At 70.8% G+C, this 19,668-nt stretch carries 17 protein-coding genes; 14 read left to right on the top strand and 3 right to left on the bottom strand.

Going from position 1 to position 19,668, the window contains the following annotated elements:
* The first annotated feature begins 44 nt into the window (after window positions 1–44).
* The 3 genes from ABD817_RS31710 (at window position 45) to ABD817_RS39670 (ending at window position 3,854) form a co-directional block, all read left to right on the top strand.
* On the top strand, window positions 45–1,379 hold the full coding sequence (locus tag ABD817_RS31710; protein ID WP_344921942.1) for an MFS transporter: 1,335 nt from the start codon (window positions 45–47) through the stop codon (window positions 1,377–1,379).
* On the top strand, window positions 1,342–1,557 hold the full coding sequence (locus ABD817_RS31705; RefSeq protein ID WP_344921941.1) for an EF-hand domain-containing protein: 216 nt from the start codon (window positions 1,342–1,344) through the stop codon (window positions 1,555–1,557). Before ABD817_RS31710 ends, ABD817_RS31705 begins: the two co-directional genes overlap by 38 nt.
* Window positions 1,558–2,144: 587 nt before the next feature.
* A complete protein-coding gene (locus tag ABD817_RS39670) occupies window positions 2,145–3,854 on the top strand; it encodes a tRNA ligase subunit PheS family protein (protein ID WP_425583429.1) in 1,710 nt (569 codons plus the stop codon).
* Window positions 3,855–3,879: 25 nt separating this feature from the next.
* Here the strand turns inward: ABD817_RS39670 and ABD817_RS31690 are convergent, their stop codons facing one another.
* Window positions 3,880–5,205: a hypothetical protein gene (locus ABD817_RS31690; protein ID WP_344921940.1), complete on the bottom strand. Its 1,326-nt coding sequence runs from the start codon at window positions 5,203–5,205 to the stop codon at window positions 3,880–3,882.
* Between the two features lie 403 nt (window positions 5,206–5,608).
* Between ABD817_RS31690 and ABD817_RS31685 the strand changes: the two genes are divergently transcribed.
* Entirely contained in the window at window positions 5,609–6,445 is an 837-nt protein-coding gene (locus ABD817_RS31685) for a sensor histidine kinase (RefSeq protein ID WP_344921938.1), read from the top strand.
* A 77-nt stretch (window positions 6,446–6,522) separates the two neighbouring features.
* On the opposite strand, the gene ABD817_RS31680 is transcribed toward ABD817_RS31685, so the two are convergent.
* The gene (locus ABD817_RS31680; protein ID WP_344921936.1) at window positions 6,523–8,379 is read right to left on the bottom strand and encodes a sensor histidine kinase; all 1,857 of its coding nucleotides are present in this window, start codon (window positions 8,377–8,379) and stop codon (window positions 6,523–6,525) included.
* A gap of 176 nt (window positions 8,380–8,555) precedes the next feature.
* On the opposite strand from ABD817_RS31680, the gene ABD817_RS31675 reads away from it, so the two are divergent.
* Window positions 8,556–9,215 (top strand): response regulator, encoded by a 660-nt coding sequence (locus tag ABD817_RS31675; protein WP_344921935.1) that lies wholly within the window; start codon window positions 8,556–8,558, stop codon window positions 9,213–9,215.
* 43 nt (window positions 9,216–9,258) lie between these two features.
* Here ABD817_RS31675 and ABD817_RS31670 read toward each other — a convergent pair whose 3' ends face one another.
* Window positions 9,259–9,663 carry a response regulator gene (locus tag ABD817_RS31670; protein WP_344921934.1) on the bottom strand — a complete coding sequence of 135 codons (405 nt, stop codon included), beginning with the start codon at window positions 9,661–9,663 and terminating at the stop codon, window positions 9,259–9,261.
* A 343-nt stretch (window positions 9,664–10,006) separates the two neighbouring features.
* Between ABD817_RS31670 and ABD817_RS31665 the strand changes: the two genes are divergently transcribed.
* The 9 genes from ABD817_RS31665 (at window position 10,007) to ABD817_RS31625 (ending at window position 19,442) form a co-directional block, all read left to right on the top strand.
* Window positions 10,007–10,639 carry an IclR family transcriptional regulator gene (locus tag ABD817_RS31665; protein ID WP_344921933.1) on the top strand — a complete coding sequence of 211 codons (633 nt, stop codon included), beginning with the start codon at window positions 10,007–10,009 and terminating at the stop codon, window positions 10,637–10,639.
* A gap of 242 nt (window positions 10,640–10,881) precedes the next feature.
* Window positions 10,882–12,198, top strand: a complete 1,317-nt coding sequence (nhaA, locus tag ABD817_RS31660; RefSeq protein ID WP_344921932.1) for a Na+/H+ antiporter NhaA — start codon at window positions 10,882–10,884, stop codon at window positions 12,196–12,198.
* A gap of 185 nt (window positions 12,199–12,383) precedes the next feature.
* On the top strand, window positions 12,384–13,196 hold the full coding sequence (locus ABD817_RS31655) for a phytanoyl-CoA dioxygenase family protein (RefSeq protein WP_344921931.1): 813 nt from the start codon (window positions 12,384–12,386) through the stop codon (window positions 13,194–13,196).
* A gap of 162 nt (window positions 13,197–13,358) precedes the next feature.
* Window positions 13,359–14,261, top strand: a complete 903-nt coding sequence (locus tag ABD817_RS31650) for an AraC family transcriptional regulator (protein ID WP_344921930.1) — start codon at window positions 13,359–13,361, stop codon at window positions 14,259–14,261.
* A 149-nt stretch (window positions 14,262–14,410) separates the two neighbouring features.
* On the top strand, window positions 14,411–15,580 hold the full coding sequence (locus ABD817_RS31645; protein WP_344921929.1) for a homogentisate 1,2-dioxygenase: 1,170 nt from the start codon (window positions 14,411–14,413) through the stop codon (window positions 15,578–15,580).
* A gap of 71 nt (window positions 15,581–15,651) precedes the next feature.
* A complete protein-coding gene (locus ABD817_RS31640) occupies window positions 15,652–16,548 on the top strand; it encodes a hypothetical protein (protein WP_344921928.1) in 897 nt (298 codons plus the stop codon).
* On the top strand, window positions 16,548–17,684 hold the full coding sequence (fahA, locus tag ABD817_RS31635) for a fumarylacetoacetase (protein ID WP_344921927.1): 1,137 nt from the start codon (window positions 16,548–16,550) through the stop codon (window positions 17,682–17,684). Before ABD817_RS31640 ends, fahA begins: the two co-directional genes overlap by 1 nt.
* Before the next feature lie 218 nt (window positions 17,685–17,902).
* Window positions 17,903–18,340, top strand: a complete 438-nt coding sequence (locus tag ABD817_RS31630; protein WP_344921926.1) for an NfeD family protein — start codon at window positions 17,903–17,905, stop codon at window positions 18,338–18,340.
* Window positions 18,341–18,344: 4 nt separating this feature from the next.
* On the top strand, window positions 18,345–19,442 hold the full coding sequence (locus ABD817_RS31625; protein WP_344921925.1) for an SPFH domain-containing protein: 1,098 nt from the start codon (window positions 18,345–18,347) through the stop codon (window positions 19,440–19,442).
* Window positions 19,443–19,668 lie beyond the last annotated feature (226 nt).

Raw genomic sequence — 19,668 nt, 5'->3', positions numbered from 1 at the left:
GGGACACCAGTGCTCTGATCTGGAAAAATCCAGAATTGGGGCTCATGTGGACGAGGAGCTTCACCCTCTACTTCGGGGCCCGCACGATCTCGCTGCTCGGTGACGCGATGATGCCCGTCGCCTCGGCGCTGGCGATCGGGAAAGTCTATGGAATCGCGGGCGTCGGCTACGTGCTCGCGCTCTGGACCGCGTCGGCCGTGCTGGTCATGTTGTTCGGCGGGGTTGTCGCCGACCGGATCGGCGCCCGGCGCTTGATGATCGGCGCGGACGTGGTCAGGGTCGTCACCCAGGGGGTCGTGGCCGTCGCCTTCCTGAACGGTGCCCCGCCGTACGCCCTGTTGCTGGTGACGGCGTTCCTGTCGGGCATGGCCGCCGGAATGTTCGAACCGGGCGTCAACGGCATGATCGCCCTGGTCGCCAAGGATCGGCAGCGGGCCAACGCGACGCTGAAGATCGCCGAAGCGGTCACCCATCTGATGGGTCCCGCACTGGCCGGAGTCCTCATCGTCGTCGCCGGGCCGGTCGTCGTCTACACGGTGGACGCCGCGACGTTCCTGGTCAGCGGGGTGTGCCTGCTGCTGGTCCGGGTCACCGTACCCAGGCCGGAGCCCTCCAACGTGCTGAGCGACCTGCGCAGGGGCTGGGAGGAGTTCAAGGCCAGGAGCTGGATGTGGTCGGTCATCCTGGTCTGGGTGTTCTGGGGCGTTCTGGTGGTCGGGCCGTACGTGCCGCTGTCGTCGCAGATCATCGGGGACGACTACGGCTGGGTGATGGCGGCGCTCGGCCTCGGCACCGTGCTGGGCGGGCTGGTGGCGATCAGGCTCAGGCCGCACAGGCCGCTGGTGGCCGGGGCGGTGGCGCTGAGCGGGTACGTGGCGGTGCCGCTGACGGTCGCGCTCGGGCTGCCGCTCCCGCTGCTGATGGCCGGGCACCTGCTCGGGGGGTGCGCGATGGCGTTCTGGTCGGTGATGTGGGCGACCAGCGTGCAGACGCAGGTCGCGCCGGACGTGATGAACCGGGTCAACGCCTACCAGGTGGCCGGGTCGGTCGCGGGCATGGCGGTCGGGCAGGCACTGGCCGGTCCGGTCACCGTGCTGGTCGAACCGCGCACCTTCATGCTGGGGTCGGCCCTGGTGACGGTCGGCGTGGTGACGGCACTGCTGCTGATCAAGCCGGTCAGGCGGCTGGGCCGGGACCCTCAGGAAGCCGGAGACCGGCCTGTTGGCGTAGGTGGCCATCGGCCATCGTCCGCGGCTGGACATGGGCGGCGAGAGGACGCACCTCGAATCCCGCTAGTGTGCTTGGCGTCTGATTTCCCTGCTGCCGAAGGCGGATGCAATCGTGGCGGACGACTACGCGACGACGTTCGAAATCGTTGATGTCGACGGTGACGGCCTCATCTCGGTCCCCGAGCTGACGAGGCTCATGGAGGTGCTCGGCCAGCCGATCACCCCGGAGGCGGCCGCGGCGGCCGTCGCCAGGATCGACCAGGACGGCGACGGCCTTATCTCCCTGGAGGAGTTCGCCGGTTACCTCGCCCAGACCCGGGCGGGCTGACCTTCCGGACCCGACCGGGGCACTTCGCCCGCACCTGGGCCGGGCGCCCCGATCGGGTCCGGTCCCGCCGTCCCCGATCCCACCGGCCTCACCCCGGTCACCCTCGGTCACCTCCGGTCACCCCTGGTCTCGCCACCTCATCGCCCCGTTGGATCGCGCCGAAAACCCCCGCGAAGAATCCCGCCGGAGAATTCTTGCCGGGAAAGCGGACGTACGCCGCGGATCTCCCCCACGTACGGCCGGGCCACCTCCCCGCCCCGCCCCGCCACCGGTCTGGTGACATGTTGACTCGCCATTGACCGGGCAATAACTTTGGGTAGTCATATGAGCGCAGAGCGTAGCGAAGGCTCGGAGTGACGTGTGACCGCCGATGTTCCCGAACGGGTGCCGCACACCGATCCCTTTCCAGCAGGTGATCTCGCGTCTCACGCGTGAGGTCGTCAGGTCGCCACGATCCGCGCTTCCGCTCGCTTCCCGTCACATCCCGGCCGGAAGGCGATCCGGCGGCTTTCGCCTGACCGCCTCGGGAGCCGCCCTCCTCGGGAAACGCGGGAAGCGCCCACAGAGGAAGAAGGCAGAAGCAGTTGATGAGGAGCGCATCCAGCGACCGCGCCGGGAGCGCGCCGCATGACTCGCGTGGGGCCCGGCATCCGGTGACCGTCATGGCCGAGCAGATAACCGATGTCTTCCTCGACCTCGGCTACCACGTCGCCGAGGGGCCCGAGGTCGAGGCCGAGTGGTTCGCCTTCGACGCCCTCAACATGGACGACCGCCACCCCGCCCGCGCCCCCGAACGCACCTTCTACGTCGAGAACCCCTCGGGTCCCGGCCGGAGGTCGGGCCTCGTGCTGCGTACACACACCTCACCGGTGCAGGTGAGGGCGATGCTCGGCACGCCCCCTCCCCTCCGCATGATCTGTACGGGCCGCGCCTTCCGTCCCGACGCGGCCGACGCCACCCACAGCCCGGTGTTCAACCAGGTCGAGGGGCTCGTTGTCGATCTGGGCCTCACCATGGTCGACCTGAAGAAGACCCTCGACCACTTCGCCACCTCCATGTTCGGCAGGGGTACGGCGACCCGGCTCCGTGCCCGCCGGTTCACCTACACCGATCCGTCGGCGGAGGTCGACGTGGAGTGCGCGGTCTGCCATGACGCCTCCGAAGGGGACCCCGCCGGGGCTTCCCGGAAAACCCCCCTCGCGGACGGCCCCGAGGATCCGTGCGGGACGTGCGGCGGCGAGGGCTGGATCGAGTGGGGCGGGTGCGGCATGGTCCATCCCCGGGTGCTGGCCGCCTGCGGCGTCGATCCACACAAATACGGCGCCTTCGCCTTCGGCATGGGCATCGAGCGCACGCTGATGCTCCGGCACGGGCTGAGGGACATGCGCGACGTCGTCGACGGCGACATCCGCTTCCCCCTCGGATTTCCCCTCGGAACGGACGAGTCCGCCCCCGGCAGGCCACGGCCCAGGCCCCTTCCCCGGGCCACGGCCACGACGCGGGCCGTACCGCCCGCCCGAGCCATACCGGCCGCGCGAGCCGTACCCGACATGGAGACCATCCCGCTGGCGCGCGGCCACGGTGCCAGGAGCGCGCGGAGACGGGAGGCCGGTGGAGGGCTGACCCGGTCGCAGAGCCTGCGGCGGCGGATCGGGCACGCGCTGGCGGGAGCGGGATATGTCGAGACGCCGGGATTCCCGTTCGTCTGCGACGCCGTGTGGGACGCCTTCGGTCTCACGGCCGACGACCCGCGCCGCGCCACGCTGACGCTCACGAACCCGATCAGCCCGCGCGAGCCGTCGCTGCGCACCACGCTTCTCCCCGGACTGCTGGCCGCGCTGGGCCTCAACCTCACCCGGGGAAACCACGCCCCGGCGCTCTTCGAGCAGGGGGCGGTCTTCGCGCCCCTCCCGGGCGACAGCCTCTCGCCCCTCCCCCTTCCCCGGACGGATCATCGCCCCACCGACGACCAGATCGCCGCGTTGGACGCCGCCATCCCGGTCCAGCCCCGCCACCTCGCCGCCGCCCTGACCGGCGAGTCGTCGTGGGCCCGCGCGGTCGACGCCGCGCGCACGGCGGCGCACATCATGGGGGCCGGGCTGGTCACCCGGCCCACCGAGTACGCGCCCTGGCTGCCCGGCCGCTGCCTGGAGTTACTCGTCGGCGAGAGCGTGCTGGGCCATGCGGGCGAGCTGCGCGCCGGTACGGCTCAGGCGTTGGGCCTGCCCTCGGGGACGAGCGCCATGGAGATCGATCTCACCGCGATGGAGCGCCTCACCGACCTCGGGAGCAGGTGACTCCCGAGGTGGCCCGCCGGAGGGGTCAGGCGGTCGTGAGATAGATCTGGCCGAAGGCCTCGGAGAGCTTCTTGATGTCGGTGGCCATGTCCGTCTCGGGGCCGGCCGGGTTGTAGACGGCGGCCAGGCGGCGCTGGATCGGGGTGAGCTTCTTCAGCTGGTCCCAGGCGGTCAGCCGGGTCACGGTGCCCTGGGCGCTCTGGACGCTGGTCCACACGTTCACCTGCTGGGCGGCGCCGTCCTTGACGGGCACCGACAGCCGGGAGGCGACCTTGGCGTCGGTCACCTGGCCGACGAGCCCGGTCTCCTCCGCGGCGACCTGAGCCAGGACGTCCCACGACCGGGCGCGGACCTGGATCCACTGGTTGAGGTGGGCCTGCTCGGCGTTGATCTTCCAGGCGTTGTAGCCGCCGTACAGCAGGCCGGTGTCCAGGGAGAGCTGGTCGACGCGGCCCGCGATCAGGGGAGACTCGATCTTCTCGGGGGCGAGCAGCGGGTACCGCTTGCGCATCTCTGCCTTGCAGGTGTCGTTCGCGCCGCAGGCGAGCTCGGGCACCACCGTGTGGATGCCCAGCCGCTTGCCGGGCGCGGCCTGGCGGAGGGCGTCGGAGGCCGCGGTGACGAACGCGGTGATCTCCTCGTCCGTCTTGAACGCGGTGTTGTAGCCCAGCTGGGAGGTGAACCGGATGCCCGCGACCTCGGGGCGCGCGGCCAGCGCGCCGATGCGCTTGACGGCGGCGGCGAAGGTCTCGGCACCGGCCTTCCAGTCGTCGGCCAGCTCGGTGTCGACCCAGACCCTCAGCTGCGCGGCCTTCGCCGCGGTGATCGCCTGACCGGCCGGGGTCAGCGCCGCGGCCGCGGCCGCCGCCTGGTCCTGGGCGGCCGTGGGGGTCGGCGTCGGGGCGGAGGTGCCGGTCTGCTCGGATCCGGCGACCGTGCCGTCGCCGCCCTCACCGTGCCCGTCGACCGAGCACGGCTGGCCCGCCTCGCACTCGGGTACGCCGCCGTCTTCGGCTCCCTCGGGGAAGGGCGAGTTCTCGTCGCCCTCGGAGCCGCCACCGGGCGCCTCCGGGCAGACCGATCCGGCGGCCGAGCAGTCGATGAACTTGCCGTCGCTCGGGGTGGCCTCCTTGAGGTTGGCGTTGTCGTCGGCCCCCCAGAACAGCGCGACCCCGAGAGCCTCGTCGGGCTTGGCCAGCCAGGTGCAGACGACGTAGGCCGGGGTGTCCGGTCCCAGGAGGTCGTTACAGCTGCGCGGGTCGTCCTGCGAGTACGCGGCCCCGGGTGTCAGCACACCGACGAGTGCGAGCGTGGCGCCCATGGCGAGAGCCCGGCGCAGTGTAAGTCGCATGTCCTGAACTCCCCGGAAAGCTGGGCAAAACGATCGATCCGCACTTTACCCAGATCACGAAGGGCTCGACAGCCCCGGTCAAGAATCATCAGCATTCCGATATCTCCCACCGCACCCGTACCGGTCATCACGCTGGGCACCTCGGCCACGCCGGGGTGGACGGATCCCGGCCGTGGGCGGCGGATCGTACCCGGGAGAGGGCGGCGGCGCATTGCGGCTAGCGGGAATACCGGGAGCCCGGCTGGCATGAAGGGCCAAACGGAGGCTGCCAGCGCAGACGGCGGGCGGCGGGGGCGGCATCATGAGGCGATGGACAACCGTCCAGGGCGAGAAAGCCGCAGGTGAGAGGCTCCATCGCCGTCGACGAAAGCGCACTCATCGACACACACCGAAACGGACTTCCATGTCGCCGCGTGCCAAGGATCTGAGCAACGGGTTCCACGGCCTTCCGAGGGCAGACGAGATCATGCATCTCGCCCTGGCCACCGGCAACCTGCTGAACCGGCTGGAGAACGCCAGGAGCCGGATCGACAAGTCGCTGACCCAGCAGCGGCGGTTCGTGTCCGACGCCTCACACGAGCTGTTCACACCGATCGCCGGACTCAGGACGCTTCTGGAAGAGGCACGGCTGCATCCCGGCGAGACAGATCTGGACGAGCTTCTGGAGGACGCGCTGGAGGGCGTCGACCGGCTCCAGACGATCGTCACCGACCTGCTGGTGCTGGCGAAGGTGGGGGCGAACACACCCGAGGCGTTCGTCAACGTCGATCTGGGAGAGATGGTGCGCGCCGCGGTCTCGCGGCGCGGAAACGGTGTCCCCGTACGGCTGCGGCTCACCCCCGGGGTGAGGGCGAACATCGTCGACGCGGAGATCGCCCGCCTCCTCGCCAATCTCCTGGACAACGCCCAGCGCCACGCCAGGAACGCGGTGCTGGTCGAGGTGTGCCGGAACGGCCGGTACGGCGAGCTCACCGTCACCGACGACGGTGACGGCATCGCCGCCGCCGACCGAGAAAGGATCTTCGAACGGTTCACCCGGCTGGACACGGCCCGCTGCCGCAACCGGGGAGGCACCGGCCTCGGTCTCACGATCGCCCGTGACATCGCCGAGGCCCATCGGGGAACCATCGACGTGGAGGACTCCGCCATGGGCGGCGCGCGGTTCGTCCTCCGTCTCCCGCTCGCCGGTCACCCAGCGTCCGATCCCCCTGAGGCGGGCCTCTCTCCGGCGGACCCCTGACGCACGGGCCGCTCCCCGGCATGATCCCGACTCGGCACCGTCACCACGAGATCGGCACCGTCACAAGATCGGCACCGTCACGAGATCGGCACCGTCACGGAGAGCGACGTCCCCTCCGCCTCGGTGCTCACGACCGTCAGCTTGCCGCCGAGCGTCTCGACACGGTCCTTGAGCCCGATGAGCCCCGACCCCTTGTCGTAGTCGGCTCCTCCGCCCCCGTCGTCGCGGACCAGGAGCCGGACGACCGTTCCGGCCACGTTCAGGGCGACGTACGCCACGGAGGCGTTCGCGTGCTTCACCACGTTGGCCAGCGCTTCCGCCGCCGTGTAGTAGATGGCCACCTCGACGCGTTCCGGCAGGCGCGGGACGGAGTCCAGATCGAGGTCGACGGGAACGGCGGAGCGGCGGGCGAGCGTCTTCAGCGCGGGCACGAGCCCGCCCTTCGAGAGGATCGCCGGGTGGATGCCCCGTGAGAGCTCCTGGAGGTCGCTCATCACCCCGGTCAGCCCCTGGACCGCGTGGGACAGCTGCCCCCTGAGCTCGGTCATCGGCGGCGGCACACCGGCCTCCGCGGCGCGCAGTTCGAGCCCGAGCGAGACCAGGCGCTGCTGGGCTCCGTCGTGCAGGTCACGCTCGATGCGCCGACGGGTCTCGTCGGACGCCGCGACGACCCGGGCGCGGGAGGCGGCGAGATCGGCGCGGGCCTGGGCGTTCGAGATGGCGGTCGCGACCAGCTCGGTGAAGTCCATCATGCGCTCCTCCACGCCCTCGAACCTCGATTCCCGGGCGCTGGAGAAGACGAGCATCACACCCCACAGGGATCCGTCGACGACGACGGGAGAGCCGACGGCGGCGGTGACCCCCACCTTCCTGGCCCATGTCGCGATCTCCCCGACGCTCTCGTCGTAGTTCGCCCTTCGCGTCGGACGCCCCGTCCTCAGTACGGTGGCCGAGACGCTCACCTCGTTGAGCGGCCACTGCGAGCCGACGGGCAGCACTTTCTCCATGCTGTCCTCCATGCCGTCCCGGCAGCTCCACGAGCCCAGCACCGTCACGTGGCCGGGATCGTAGCGGCTGATCGCCACGTGGTCCGCCCCCATGAGGGAGCCCATCTCGAAGGCGACCGCGTTGAACAGCTCCGTCGAGGAGATGCCCCGCGCCACGAGCGTCGCGACGCGCCGCAGCGCCGCCTGCTCCCGCGCGATCCGGCGGATCTCGTCACGGCTCGACGCCAGGACGATCTCGATGTTCTCGCGATCACGGGCCGCTCGCAGCAGTGCCTCCAGGGAGGGCACCATCCGCTCGCGCAGGCGCCTCCGCATCGCCTCGGGAACGCGGACGGGCAGGAGCAGTGTGCCGATCCTGGCGCCGTTCTCCATGAGCGGCAGCGCCTCTCCGTACGCTTCCGCGGGGGCCTCCCCGAGCCGGATCTCCAGGTTCGGCACCTCCAGAGCCCGCGCCAGGAGACGGGAGGCCGGTTGCAGCGCCGCCTCCAGGTCCTCCGTACGCAACAGGATGTGGGCCAGTTCCGCGGTGAGATCCGCCTCTCGACGGCGTTTGTCCTCCTGGATGCCCAGGGAGCGCGCCAGCGCCGCGATCGAGCTGGTCACCAGCCCGACGACGAGGAAGACCGGGAGCGGGGTCCAGAGCCAGCGCGTCCCGTACGAGAAGCTCCACATGGGCGGGAGGTTGAAGTAGTTGAAGGCGACGGCGCTGGCCACCAGGGTCACCACCCCCAGCCCCAGCCCCCACTCGATCGAGACCAGCAGAACACCGAGCAGATAGATCCCCTCCAGGAAATCACCCGATGTCACGCGCTCCAGGAGAATGGACAGCAGGGCCTCCGCCGCGATGCAGAGGGCGCCGGAGATGATCCCTATAACGAGGGGCGGACGCTTTGTACGCAGCAATAACGACAAAAGTCGTTCGCGCATAGAGACTAAGATACTCGCATGTCAAAGGGGTGATTGGCGGTTCTCCTCCGGCCGTGTTCCGTCCTGGCGGCGCGCGTACGGCCACCCGGAGCAGTCGAGATGCGATTTCTTTGACCCCGCATGACCATTCCTGTAACGAAATCCGGCGGGAAATACATGGGGAAGGGGCGAGAGAGGTGAGCGAGGACCGGATACGAATAGCGCTGGCGGACGACGACGTGCTTTTCCGCGAGGGGCTGGCGAGCCTCATGTCGCGGTCGGGCTTCGAGGTCGTCGGCCAGGCCGGAGACGCGGTGGAGATCCTCGACCTCGTCCGGCTGCACCGGCCCGATCTCGTCATTCTCGACATCCGAATGCCCCCGGCCCACACCAACGAGGGTCTTGACGCGGCGCGGGTGATCCACGAGGAGTTCCCGGAGACGGGGATTCTCCTGCTGTCGGCGCACATCGAGGTGGAGGAGGCGATGGAGCTTCTCGCCACGGGGCACCGGGTCGGCTACCTGCTCAAGAGCCGGGTGACCGGTGTGAACGACTTCGTGGAGACGCTTGAGCGCATCGCCCAGGGCGGCTCGGTCGTCGATCCGAGTCTCGTGCGGGAGCTCATCAGGACCCACCGCAGGGACGATCCGCTGGAGCTTCTCACGGCGCGCGAGCAGGAGGTGCTGTCCCTGATGGCCGAGGGCCGCTCCAACTCCGGCATAGCGCACAAGCTCTGGATCACCGAGGGGACGGTCGAGAAGCACGTGCACAGCATCCTGTCCAGGATGCGGATATCGGGGACGGAGGACGACCATCGTCGCGTTCTCGCCGTACTGACCTTTCTCGACGCCCGCTGAGAGACCCGCTCGACGGTGCTTTGACGGGGCCGGAGCCGGTAGGTCACGGGAGGCGCGCGGGTCCGTTGGGATCCTCTTCCCCGTCGGCTTTTCGGAGAATCTCGCGGATGGCCGCCCCGGAGAGGGCCGACTTCGAGAGGAACGCGACGGCGGGACTGGCCGCGATCATCTCCGCGAGGTCCTTCTCCGCGTACGTCGAGATCAGGATGACGCGCGGAGGAGGGCGGAGTCGCGCGGCCACGAGCCGCCGGGCCACCTCGAAACCGTTCTCCTCACCGAGATCGACGTCGACGAGCGCGACATCCGGCCGGACGTCGTCGATCTGCCGGAGAGCGTCGCCACTCGCGGAGGCCGTGCCGACCACGGTGATCCCCTCCCCTTCGAGTAACGCGCGGGCGGCACTGCGGAAGTGATCACTGTCGTCGACGATGAGACAACGTATGGCCACACGTCGAGGATCCCAGGAAAACGGCTCCCGGACATTGCAGCTAGCGGGAAACCCGGGGGCTTGTCCACACCGGCCTTCCGCTCCGCGCCCGAGCGGTGGGGTTTCCGGCCCTGAGCGACGACGACCGGAGCGTGGTTCCCGTGCGACGGGCTTCCCGGATACCGGGACGCTTCCAAGCCAGCGGGACGTCCAGGGCCACCGGGAACACGGCAGACCTGAGGAACCGGGCGATGACCGGAACACGCTCCCAGCCCAGCGAGGCGTCCAGGGCCACCTGGAACACGGCGAGCCCGAGGAACCGGGCGATAATCGGGACATGCTTCCAGCCCAGCGGGCCTCCTAGATGCCGGCCGAATCCTCGCAGACCCTGGAGCGCGGCCTGCGGCTGCTGCGCCTGCTCGCCGACGGGCGGCGGGGCCGTACCCCCACGGAGCTGGCGGCGGAGCTGGAGCTGAGCCGCCCGGCGGTGTACCGGCTGCTCACCACCCTCCAGAGCGAGGGCTTCGTCCGCAGGGACGGCGACGGGCGGGTCCATCTGGGCTTCGGGGTCCTCGTCCTGGCCCGTGCCGTGCAGCCGCTGCTGCGGGAGGGCGCCCTGCCGACCCTGCGCAGGCTGGCGGAGGAGGTCGGGGCGACCGCGCACCTGACGGTGGCCGAGGGCGACGACGGCCTGGCCGTGGCGGTGGTCGAACCCTCCTGGACGAACATGCACGTCGCCTACCGCGAGGGCTCCCGCCACCCGCTGGGCCGGGGCGCCGCGGGGCTGGCCATCCTCGCCCTGCGCGAGGGCCGTACCGGCTATCTGGTCTCCGAGGGCCAGCTCCAGGAGGGCGCCAGAGGCGTCGCCGCCCCCGTACCCGGCCTCCCCTGGCTGGAGGCGTCGGTGGGCGTGGTCGCCTTCACCCGGCTCGACCCGGGCACCGTGGGTCCCCGGGTCGCCGCCGCCGCCGCGGAGCTGTCCGGCTCGCTGACCTGACGGCCCTTCCACACCGGGGGCTCACTGTCGGGAGCCCGGCACCCGCGCGCCGGGCCCCGGTGAACCCCTGGGTGCTGGGCCCCGGTGAACCCCTGGGTGCTGGGCCCCGGTGAACCCCTGGGTGCTGGGCCCCGGTGAACCCCTGGGTGCTGGGCTCCGGTGAACCCCCGGGTAGGGTGAACGCTGGTGCGCCGGGAAGTCTGGTCGGCAGTGGCTGACCCGACCCCTGAAGTGGAGCACTCATGAGCGGCACCTCACCCGGTACGCCTCGCCTGTTCAGCCGGGGTTCGTGGGACGAGGCCCGCCGCGTCGCGGACATCCTGCGCGGGGAGACCGTCGGCGGAGCGCTGCTGCTGGCCGGTGCGGTGGCGGCGATGATCTGGGCGAACTCCCCGTGGTCGGGATCCTACGAGGCGCTGCGCGCCGTCACGGTCGGACCCGCGGCCCTGCACCTGGATCTGAACCTGGCGGCCTGGGCCTCCGACGGGTTGCTGGCGATCTTCTTCTTCGTGGCCGGGCTGGAGCTCAAACGCGAGTTCGTCGCCGGTGACCTGCGCCAGGCGCGGCGGGCCGCGGTGCCGGTCGCGGCCGCGTTCGGCGGCGTGATCGTCCCGGCCGTGCTGTACCTGCTCGTCACCCTCTCCACCGGCGCCGACGGCGGCGCGGCGAGGGGCTGGGCGATCCCGACGGCCACCGACATCGCCTTCGCACTGGCCGTGCTCGCGGTCATCGGCCGGTATCTGCCCACGGCGCTGCGTACCTTCCTGCTCACCCTGGCCGTGGTCGACGACCTGCTGGCCATCGTCATCATCGCGGTCTTCTACACCGCGAACCTGTCGTTACCGGCGCTGCTGGGCGCGCTGGTGCCGCTGGCGGTCTTCGCCGTACTCGTTCAGCGCCGGGTGCGCGCCTGGTGGCTGCTGCTGCCGCTGGCCGTCGCGACCTGGGCGCTGATGCACGCCTCCGGGGTGCACGCCACCGTCGCCGGGGTGCTGCTGGCCTTCACGGTGCCGGTCGTCCGCAGTGAGCGGGCCGGTGGCCCGGACGCCGGGCCCGGCCTGGCCGAGCGTTTCGAGCACCGCCTGCGACCGCTCTCGGCCGGGGTGGCGGTGCCGGTGTTCGCGTTCCTGTCGGCGGGGGTGAGCCTCGGCGGCCTGAGCGGCCTGGCCACCGCCCTGGCCGACCCGATCGCGGTGGGCGTCGTCATCGGGCTCGTGGTCGGCAAGCCCGTCGGGATCATGATCGCGACCTGGCTGGTGGCCCGCTTCACCCGCGCGGACCTGGACGAGAGCCTGGCCTGGGTGGACGTGGGCGGGCTGTCGGTGCTGGCCGGGATCGGATTCACCGTCTCCCTGCTCATCGGGGAGCTGGCCTTCGGGTCCGGCAGCGAGCGCGACGCCCACGTCAAGGTGGCGGTCCTGACGGGCTCCCTGATCGCGGCCCTGGCGGCGGCGATCATCCTCCGTCTGCGCAATCGCGTCTACCGGCGCATCCACGAGGCCGAGACCGTCGACCGCGACGGCGACGGCATCCCCGACGCCTACCAGCGGCGTCCCTGAGCACGCTCAGGGAAGCGGTTCCAGGAACTCAAGCCGGTTGCCGTGGGGGTCCTCGCTAGGGATCGGCGAGGTCGCCGATCGGCCGGGAATCGCGTTCCAGCGGGCGACGGGCTCGATGGACACCCGACAAAGGTGGTGCGGAAGATGTCGGGTGATCGGGACCGGTGTCGCCGCACGATGGAGGCATGGACGACACGACCTTGGTATCCCGCTTCCTCCGCGACGGCTTCGTGAAGCTGGAGGGCGCCGTCGCGCCGCGCGTGGCCGCGGACTGCGCGCGGCTGCTGTGGCGGGAGACGGGGTGTGACCCGGACGATCCGGCGACGTGGACGCAGCCCGTGCACTGGGTGGCCGGTATGGCGCAGGGGCCGTTCGCCGCCGCGCCCAACTCCCCGTTCCTGCAGCACGCGTACGACCTGCTCGTCGGCGCGGGACGCTGGGAGCCGCGCTACTCGCTGGGCACGTTCCCGCTGCGATTCCCGCACGAGGAGGAGCCGGACGACGCGGGCTGGCACATCGAGGGGAGCTACCTGCCGGAGGGCGAGAACTGGTATTTCACGAATGTGCGCTCCCGGGGCCGGGCACTGCTGATGCTGTTCCTGTTCAGCGAGGTCGGTGAGGAGGACGCCCCGACCCGTATCCGGGTCGGCTCACACCTCGACGTGCCGAAGGTGCTGGAGAAGTACGGGGAGGACGGGGCGAGCGGGCTGACCCTCGCGCCCGATCTGGTGGCGGCGTCCGACCACCGGCCGCTCGCCCTCGCCACCGGCTCCCCGGGCGACGTCTTCCTGTGCCACCCCTTCCTGGTGCACGCGGCGCAACCGCACCACGGGGTGCGGCCGCGCTTCATGGCCCAGCCGCCGCTGATGCCGTCCGCGCCGTACGAGCTGGAGCGGGCCGACGGCGCGTACTCACCCGTGGAGATCGCGATCCGCCGGGGCCTGGGGCAGGACACCCCCGGTCCGGACGGGGACGGCACCGACCTCAGCGCTGGGTAGGCGTACTTCATCCGTTCCTGGAACCGGTGTGGCCCGGTACCCGGGCCGCACCCACATGTGATCGGCACCATCCAGCCGGCAGGAGTGGCCTACGCACCACCCCGGTGATCGTCTCCGGCCGAAGCACTAGCGTGGTGGTCTCCGCGAGGAAGGAGACCCGGCATGCTGGAGCGGCTGAACCAGGCCATGGAGCACATCGAGCGCCGTCTCGACCAGGACGTCGACGTGGAGGAGCTGGCACACATCGCGGCCACCTCGGAGTACCACCTGCGCCGGATGTTCTCCGCGCTCGCGGGCATGCCGCTGTCGGAGTACATCCGGCGCCGTCGGCTCACCCTCGCGGGCGCCGAAGTCCTCGCGGGGCGTGAGACGCTGCTGGAGATCGCGGTGCGCTACGGCTACGGCTCCGGTGAGGCGTTCGCGCGGGCGTTCCGGGCCATGCACGGCATCGGGCCGGGCGAGGCCCGGCGTACCGGCGCCGCGCTCAGCTCCCAGTCCCGGATGACCTTCCGCCTCACCATCGAGGGAAGCAGCAGTATGCGATACCGCCTTGTGGACAAGGCGGCCTTCACCGTCGTCGGGCTCAAGACCCGGGTGCCGCTGGTGCATGCGGGGCCGAACCAGGCGATCATCGACTTTGTCCGCGGGATCGACCCGCAGACCCTGGAGCGCCTGGAGAAACTGTCGGACCAGGAGCCGCACGGCATCGTCGCGATCTGCGACGACCTGGACCCCGGCCGCGCCGAGGGCACCGAACTCGACTACTACCAGGGCGTGATCACCTCCATGGCCACCCCTAAAGCCCCCAAAGCCCCTGAAACCCCCAAAGCCCCTGAAGGCACGACCACGTTGGCCGTCCCGGCCGGCACCTGGGCGGTCTTCACCACCTCCGGGCCGGCGCCACGGGCCATCCAGGAGCTGTGGCGGGACGTGTTCACCGAGTGGTTCCCCTCGAACCCGTACCGCACCCGCACCGGCCCCGAGATCCTGCGCGTCCACCTGTCGCCGGAGAAGACCGAGGCCGACGCCGAACTGTGGCTCCCGGTGGAGCCCGAGCACGGCTGAGTGAGCTGAGTGAAGGGCAAGCCCCGGAGCGGATGCGCCGCGAACCCCCATCACCGGAAGGACGTTTGACATCTCCCCACTCCCTGACAGATGGTTGTTCGTATAGAGGACGCATACGTCCGATAAACGGACAGATCTGGGAGAAGCGGATGCCGTACTACCGGGTCGTGGGGGAGATCCCCCGCAAGCGGCACGTGCAGTTCCGGCGGCCCGACGGCGGGCTGTACGCCGAGGAGCTGATGGGCGAGGAGGGGTTCTCCAGCGACTCGTCGCTGCTCTACCACCGCCACCTCCCCACCGCGATCGTCAAGGCCGAGGCTGTTGAGCCCGACGGGTCGAGAAGGCTCAGCCCCAACGTGCCCCTCTCCCCCCGCCACCTGCGCACCCAGGACCTGCCGACCGGGGGCGACCTGGTCTCCGGGCGCGGGCTGATCGCCGGAAACGCCGACGTCCGCATGTCGTACGCCGCGAGCGAGGAGCCCAGCGGGCTCTACCGCAACTCCATGGGCGACGAGTGCGTCTACATCGCGAGCGGGCGGGTCAGGTTCGAGTCCACGTACGGGGTGATCGAGGCCGGGGAGGGCGACTACGTCGTCGTTCCCACCGGGACGATCCACCGGTGGGTGCCGCTGGGGCGCGTCACGGCCTTCACCATCGAGGCCGCGGGCCACATCCGGCCGCCCAAGCGCTACCTGTCCACGTACGGCCAGTTCCTGGAGCACGCCCCCTACTCCGAGCGCGACCTGCGCACCCCGCAGGAGCCCCTGATCGCCGAGGGCGAGGAGGTGCCGGTGCTGGTCCGCACCCGCGGCGGGCTGACCCGGCTGATCTACCGCGACCACCCGTTCGACGTGGTCGGCTGGGACGGGTGCCTCTACCCGTACGCGTTCAACATCAACGACTTCGAGCCGATCGTGAAGCGCACCCACGCCCCGCCGCCGGTGCACCAGACCTTCGAGGGTCCCAACTTCGTGATCTGCTCGTTCTGTCCCCGGCCGCTCGACTTCCACCCGGACGCGATCCCGATCCCGTACAACCACCACAACGTCGACTCCGACGAGCTGATGTTCTACGCGGGCGGCGACTACACCGCGCGCAAGGGCTCGGGCATCGACGTCGGCTCGGTCTCGCTGCACCCCGCGGGGTTCACGCACGGCCCGCAGCCGGGCGCCGTCGAAGCCGTCATCGAGGCGGTGAGGCAGGGCCACACGCGGACGAGCGAGCTGGCCGTGATGGTCGACACCTTCCGCCCCCTCGACCTGGGCCCGGCCGGGCTGTCGGTGGAGGACCCCGCGTACGCGTGGACGTGGGCCCGTTGACGGACCCAGCCCCGGACGTGACCCCAGACCCGGACACCGTCCCGGGCCCGCCACGGGGTAGGGGCGGAGCCATGAGCGCGGACACGAGACCGGGAGCGGGCGCGACTGTGGACGGCGTGGGCATGGGAACGGCGGCGCTCTTCCGGGCGCTCGTGGACGACGCCGGGCTGTTCCCGCCGACCGGGCTGCCGATGGCCGAGGCCCTGGAGCGGCACAGGAACGACCTGGCGGGCAACGACCCGGTGCTCACCCACCGGTTCCTCTGCCCTGCAGGACGCCTGGCGGAGCTCCGCGACCACCTGACCTTCCCGATCCGGCTCGGCCTGATCCTGGACACCCCCGATGTCCCGCCGATCGAGGACGTCCCCGTCGAGCTGGTCGAGGTGCGGCAGGCGCCGGGCGAGCCCCCCGGGGCCGTGTCGGAGCGGCTGGCCGGACGGCTGCCCGGCGGTGCCCGGCTGTTCGTCGAGGTGTCTCCCGGCGACCGCGCCTCCCTGGTCTCCCTGCCACGCGACGGTACGGGCCCCGGCCTGAAGTTCCGTTGCGGCGGGCTGACCGCCGGAGCCTTTCCCGGCGCCGCGGACCTGGGCGCCCTCATCGCGCACTGCGCGGGGCACGGCGTGCCGTTCAAGGCGACCGCGGGGCTGCACAACGCGGTCCGCCACTTCGATCCCGCGCTGGGCGTCGACCGGCACGGCTTCCTCAACCTGGTCCTCGCGGTCTGCGCGGCCGTGGAGGGCCGCGACCCGGTGCCGGTGCTGAAGCTGACCGACGTCGGCGAGCTGGTACGGCTGGCGCAGGCCGTGCCCGACGACACCTCGGCGCGCGCCAGGGAGTTACTGGTGTCGTACGGGTCGTGCGACACGCGCACTCCGATCGAGGATCTGGTCGCCCTGGGCCTGATCGCCCGGCGTCCGTCCGCCACCACGACCACGGGAACCCCCGGCACAGCAGAGGAGAGCGTGTGATGTCTTGGGGCCTGGAGAACCTGCCCTACGGAGTCTTCTCCCGCCACGAGGGGGAGACCCCCCGCGTCGGCGTCCGGTACGGAGACCACGTGGTCGACCTGGCCGGGGCCCTGCACGACGAGGTGTTCGCCACCGGCTCGCTCAACGCCTTCATGTCCAGGGGCCCGGTCGCGTGGCGGGACACCCGGACCCTGATCCAGAACAAGCTGAGCACCGACCGGGCGGTGGTGGAGCCGCACCTCGTCCCGCTCGACCAGGTCACGCTGCACCTTCCGGTCGAGGTGGCCGACTACGTCGACTTCTACTGCTCGCTGGAGCACGCCTCCAACCTGGGCCGGATGTTCCGCCCCGACGAGGAGCCGCTCAAGCCGAACTGGCGGCACCTGCCGGTCGGCTACCACGGCAGGGCCGGGACGGTCGTCGCGTCCGGCACCCCGGTCGTCCGGCCCTCCGGACAGCGCGGCGCGGGGGTCTTCGGCCCGTCCGCCAAGCTGGACATCGAGGCGGAGCTGGGATTCGTCGTCGGCACCCCGACGGCCCTCGGCGACCGGGCCGGGCGGTTCGAGGACCACGTGTTCGGCGTGACCCTGGTCAACGACTGGAGCGCCCGCGACATCCAGGCGTGGGAGTACGTCCCGCTGGGCCCCTTCCTCGGCAAGTCCTTCGCCACCTCGATCTCGCCGTGGATCACCCCGCTCGCGGCCCTGTCGGAGGCGCGCGTCGAGGGCGGGCGGCAGGATCCCGAGCCGCTCGGCTACCTGCGCCGCGAGGAGCCATGGGGGCTCGACCTGAGGCTGGAGATCTCCGTGAACGGCGAGGTCGTCTCCCGTCCCCCGTACCGGGACATGTACTGGACGCCCGACCAGATGCTCGCCCACATGACCGTCAACGGCGCCGCCCTGCGCACCGGCGATCTCTACGCCAGCGGTACGGTCTCCGGCTCCGGGCCGGGCGAGCGCGGCTCGCTGATCGAGCTGACCTGGAACGGGACCGAGCCGCTGAAGCTGCCCGACGGCTCGGCCAGGACCTTCCTGGAGGACGGGGACACCGTCACGATCACCGCGACCGCGCCCGGACCCGGTGGGAGCGTGATCACCCTGGGAGAGGTGTCGGGGCGGATCGAGCCCTCCCGATAACCCCGGCAGTCCCGACAGCCCCTCCCGGCAGCCCCGGCAGCCCCTCCCGACAGCCCGGATGGCCCCTCCCGACAACCCCGGCAGTCCCGACAGCCCCTCCCGGCAGCCCCGGCGACCGGCCTGAAGGCCGGGCCTGTCAGCGATCCGGTGGAGGACATACGGTGGAGGAAGGAACCTCCCGGACGACCGGAGCGTTGTACAGGTAGGAGGGCCGGAGCATGGAGTATTGGGTCATCTGGTTGATCTTGGCGGTGGCGCTGGGAGTCGCCGAGATACTCACGCTGACCACCGCTCTCGGCCTGCTCGGGGGTGCCGCCCTCATCACCTCCATCGCCGCCGGGCTGGGGCTGCCGGTCCCGCTGCAGCTCGTGGTGTTCGTCGCCTCCCTGGCCGCCGGGGTGGTCGTGGTCAGGCCCATCGCCAAGCGCCAGCTCAGCATGCGGCAGCCGAGGAGCCAGCGGTTCGGGATCCAGGCGCTCGTGGGCAAGACCGCGTACGTCCTGCGCGAGGTGACCGGCAGGGACGGCCGGGTGCGGATCGGCGGGGAGGAGTGGTCCGCCAGGGCCTACGACGAGACCCTGGTGATACCGGCGGGGGCGGTCGTCGACGTCATCGAGATCGAGGGCGCGACCGCGCTCGTGTATCCACGGGAGTGACACCATGGACGCTCTGCTCATAGCCGGACTGCTCATCGTCCTGTTGGCGGTGTTCACCGTGATCCGTTCGGTGCGCATCGTCCCCCAGGCGCGGGCCCGCAACGTGGAGCGGCTCGGCCGCTACCACAGCACCTTGAAGCCCGGCCTGAACTTCGTGATCCCGTACATCGACCGGGTCTATCCGATGATCGACCTGCGCGAGCAGGTCGTCTCCTTCAAGCCCCAGCCGGTGATCACCGAGGACAACCTGGTCGTCGAGATCGACACGGTCCTGTACTTCCAGGTCACCGACCCCCGGGCGGCGGCGTACGAGATCGCCAACTACATCCAGGCCGTGGAGCAGCTCACGGTCACCACGCTGCGTAACGTCGTCGGCTCGCTCGACCTGGAGATGACGCTGACCTCGCGCGACACGATCAACAGCCAACTGCGCGGCGTGCTCGACGAGGCGACCGGCAAGTGGGGCATCCGGGTCAACCGGGTGGAGATCAAGGCCATCGACCCGCCGAAGACCATCAAGGAGGCGATGGAGAAGCAGATGCGCGCCGAGCGGGACAAGCGCGCCGCGATCCTCAACGCCGAGGGCCAGCGGCAGTCGCAGATCCTGACCGCCGAGGGCGACAAGCAGAGCGCGATCCTGCGGGCCGAGGGTGACAGGAGCGCCGCGATCCTCAAGGCCGAGGGCCAGTCGCAGGCCATCGACGAGGTCTTCCAGGCCGTGCACCGCAACGACCCCGACCCCAAGCTGCTGGCGTACCAGTACCTCCAGGTGCTGCCCGAGCTGGCCAGGGGCCCGAACAACACGTTCTGGGTGATCCCCAGCGAGGTCACCTCCGCCATCCAGGGCGTCTCCAAGGCGTTCACCGAGGCGCTGCCGCAGTCGGCGGCCACCCGCGAGGCCCCCAGGGTCAACGAGGCGGCGGCCGAGGAGAGGAAGCTGGCCGAGAAGGCCGCCGCGGAGGCGGTCGCCGAGGCCGCGGAGGCCGACAGCATCGGCGGCGGCCCCCGCCAGCTCAACGCGCCCCCCACGCCCCTTCCCGGCGACGGCCTCCTCGGTACGAAGACGGGAGCGCAGGAGGAGCACCGCCGCTCCGGCTCCTGAATCCTCCGGCTTCTGTGGTCCTTCCACCCGGTGCTCCGGGTGGAAGGACCGTTTTCATGATCGGGGCTGCCTTATCGGCCGGTTTGAGGAGAAATGTGTGGGTAACCCTCTAGGTCTCGGGGTCCGGGCGTGAAGCAACGCTGTGGGCGGGGTTAAGAAAACCGCGATGGACACCCCCGAAGGCGAGCGGGCACAGTGCGTATGGTCGGAGCTGAGGGGGGATCCG

It is taken from the genome of Streptosporangium oxazolinicum (genome assembly GCF_039537505.1).
In the GTDB taxonomy this organism is placed as follows: domain Bacteria; phylum Actinomycetota; class Actinomycetes; order Streptosporangiales; family Streptosporangiaceae; genus Streptosporangium; species Streptosporangium oxazolinicum.
This window is presented reverse-complemented; position numbering and strand designations above follow the sequence as displayed.

Bases quoted from the DNA above. Each gene is read 5' to 3' on its own strand.
- ABD817_RS31710 (WP_344921942.1), top strand. From the start codon at position 45: ATGTGGACGAGGAGCTTCACCCTCTACTTCGGGGCCCGCACGATCTCG.
- ABD817_RS39670 (WP_425583429.1), top strand. From the start codon at position 2,145: ATGAGGAGCGCATCCAGCGACCGCGCCGGGAGCGCGCCGCATGACTCG.
- ABD817_RS31690 (WP_344921940.1), bottom strand. From the start codon at position 5,205: ATGCGACTTACACTGCGCCGGGCTCTCGCCATGGGCGCCACGCTCGCA.
- ABD817_RS31685 (WP_344921938.1), top strand. From the start codon at position 5,609: ATGTCGCCGCGTGCCAAGGATCTGAGCAACGGGTTCCACGGCCTTCCG.
- ABD817_RS31680 (WP_344921936.1), bottom strand. From the start codon at position 8,379: ATGCGCGAACGACTTTTGTCGTTATTGCTGCGTACAAAGCGTCCGCCC.
- ABD817_RS31665 (WP_344921933.1), top strand. From the start codon at position 10,007: ATGCCGGCCGAATCCTCGCAGACCCTGGAGCGCGGCCTGCGGCTGCTG.
- nhaA (WP_344921932.1), top strand. From the start codon at position 10,882: ATGAGCGGCACCTCACCCGGTACGCCTCGCCTGTTCAGCCGGGGTTCG.
- ABD817_RS31655 (WP_344921931.1), top strand. From the start codon at position 12,384: ATGGACGACACGACCTTGGTATCCCGCTTCCTCCGCGACGGCTTCGTG.
- ABD817_RS31650 (WP_344921930.1), top strand. From the start codon at position 13,359: ATGCTGGAGCGGCTGAACCAGGCCATGGAGCACATCGAGCGCCGTCTC.
- ABD817_RS31645 (WP_344921929.1), top strand. From the start codon at position 14,411: ATGCCGTACTACCGGGTCGTGGGGGAGATCCCCCGCAAGCGGCACGTG.
- ABD817_RS31640 (WP_344921928.1), top strand. From the start codon at position 15,652: ATGAGCGCGGACACGAGACCGGGAGCGGGCGCGACTGTGGACGGCGTG.
- fahA (WP_344921927.1), top strand. From the start codon at position 16,548: ATGTCTTGGGGCCTGGAGAACCTGCCCTACGGAGTCTTCTCCCGCCAC.
- ABD817_RS31630 (WP_344921926.1), top strand. From the start codon at position 17,903: ATGGAGTATTGGGTCATCTGGTTGATCTTGGCGGTGGCGCTGGGAGTC.
- ABD817_RS31625 (WP_344921925.1), top strand. From the start codon at position 18,345: ATGGACGCTCTGCTCATAGCCGGACTGCTCATCGTCCTGTTGGCGGTG.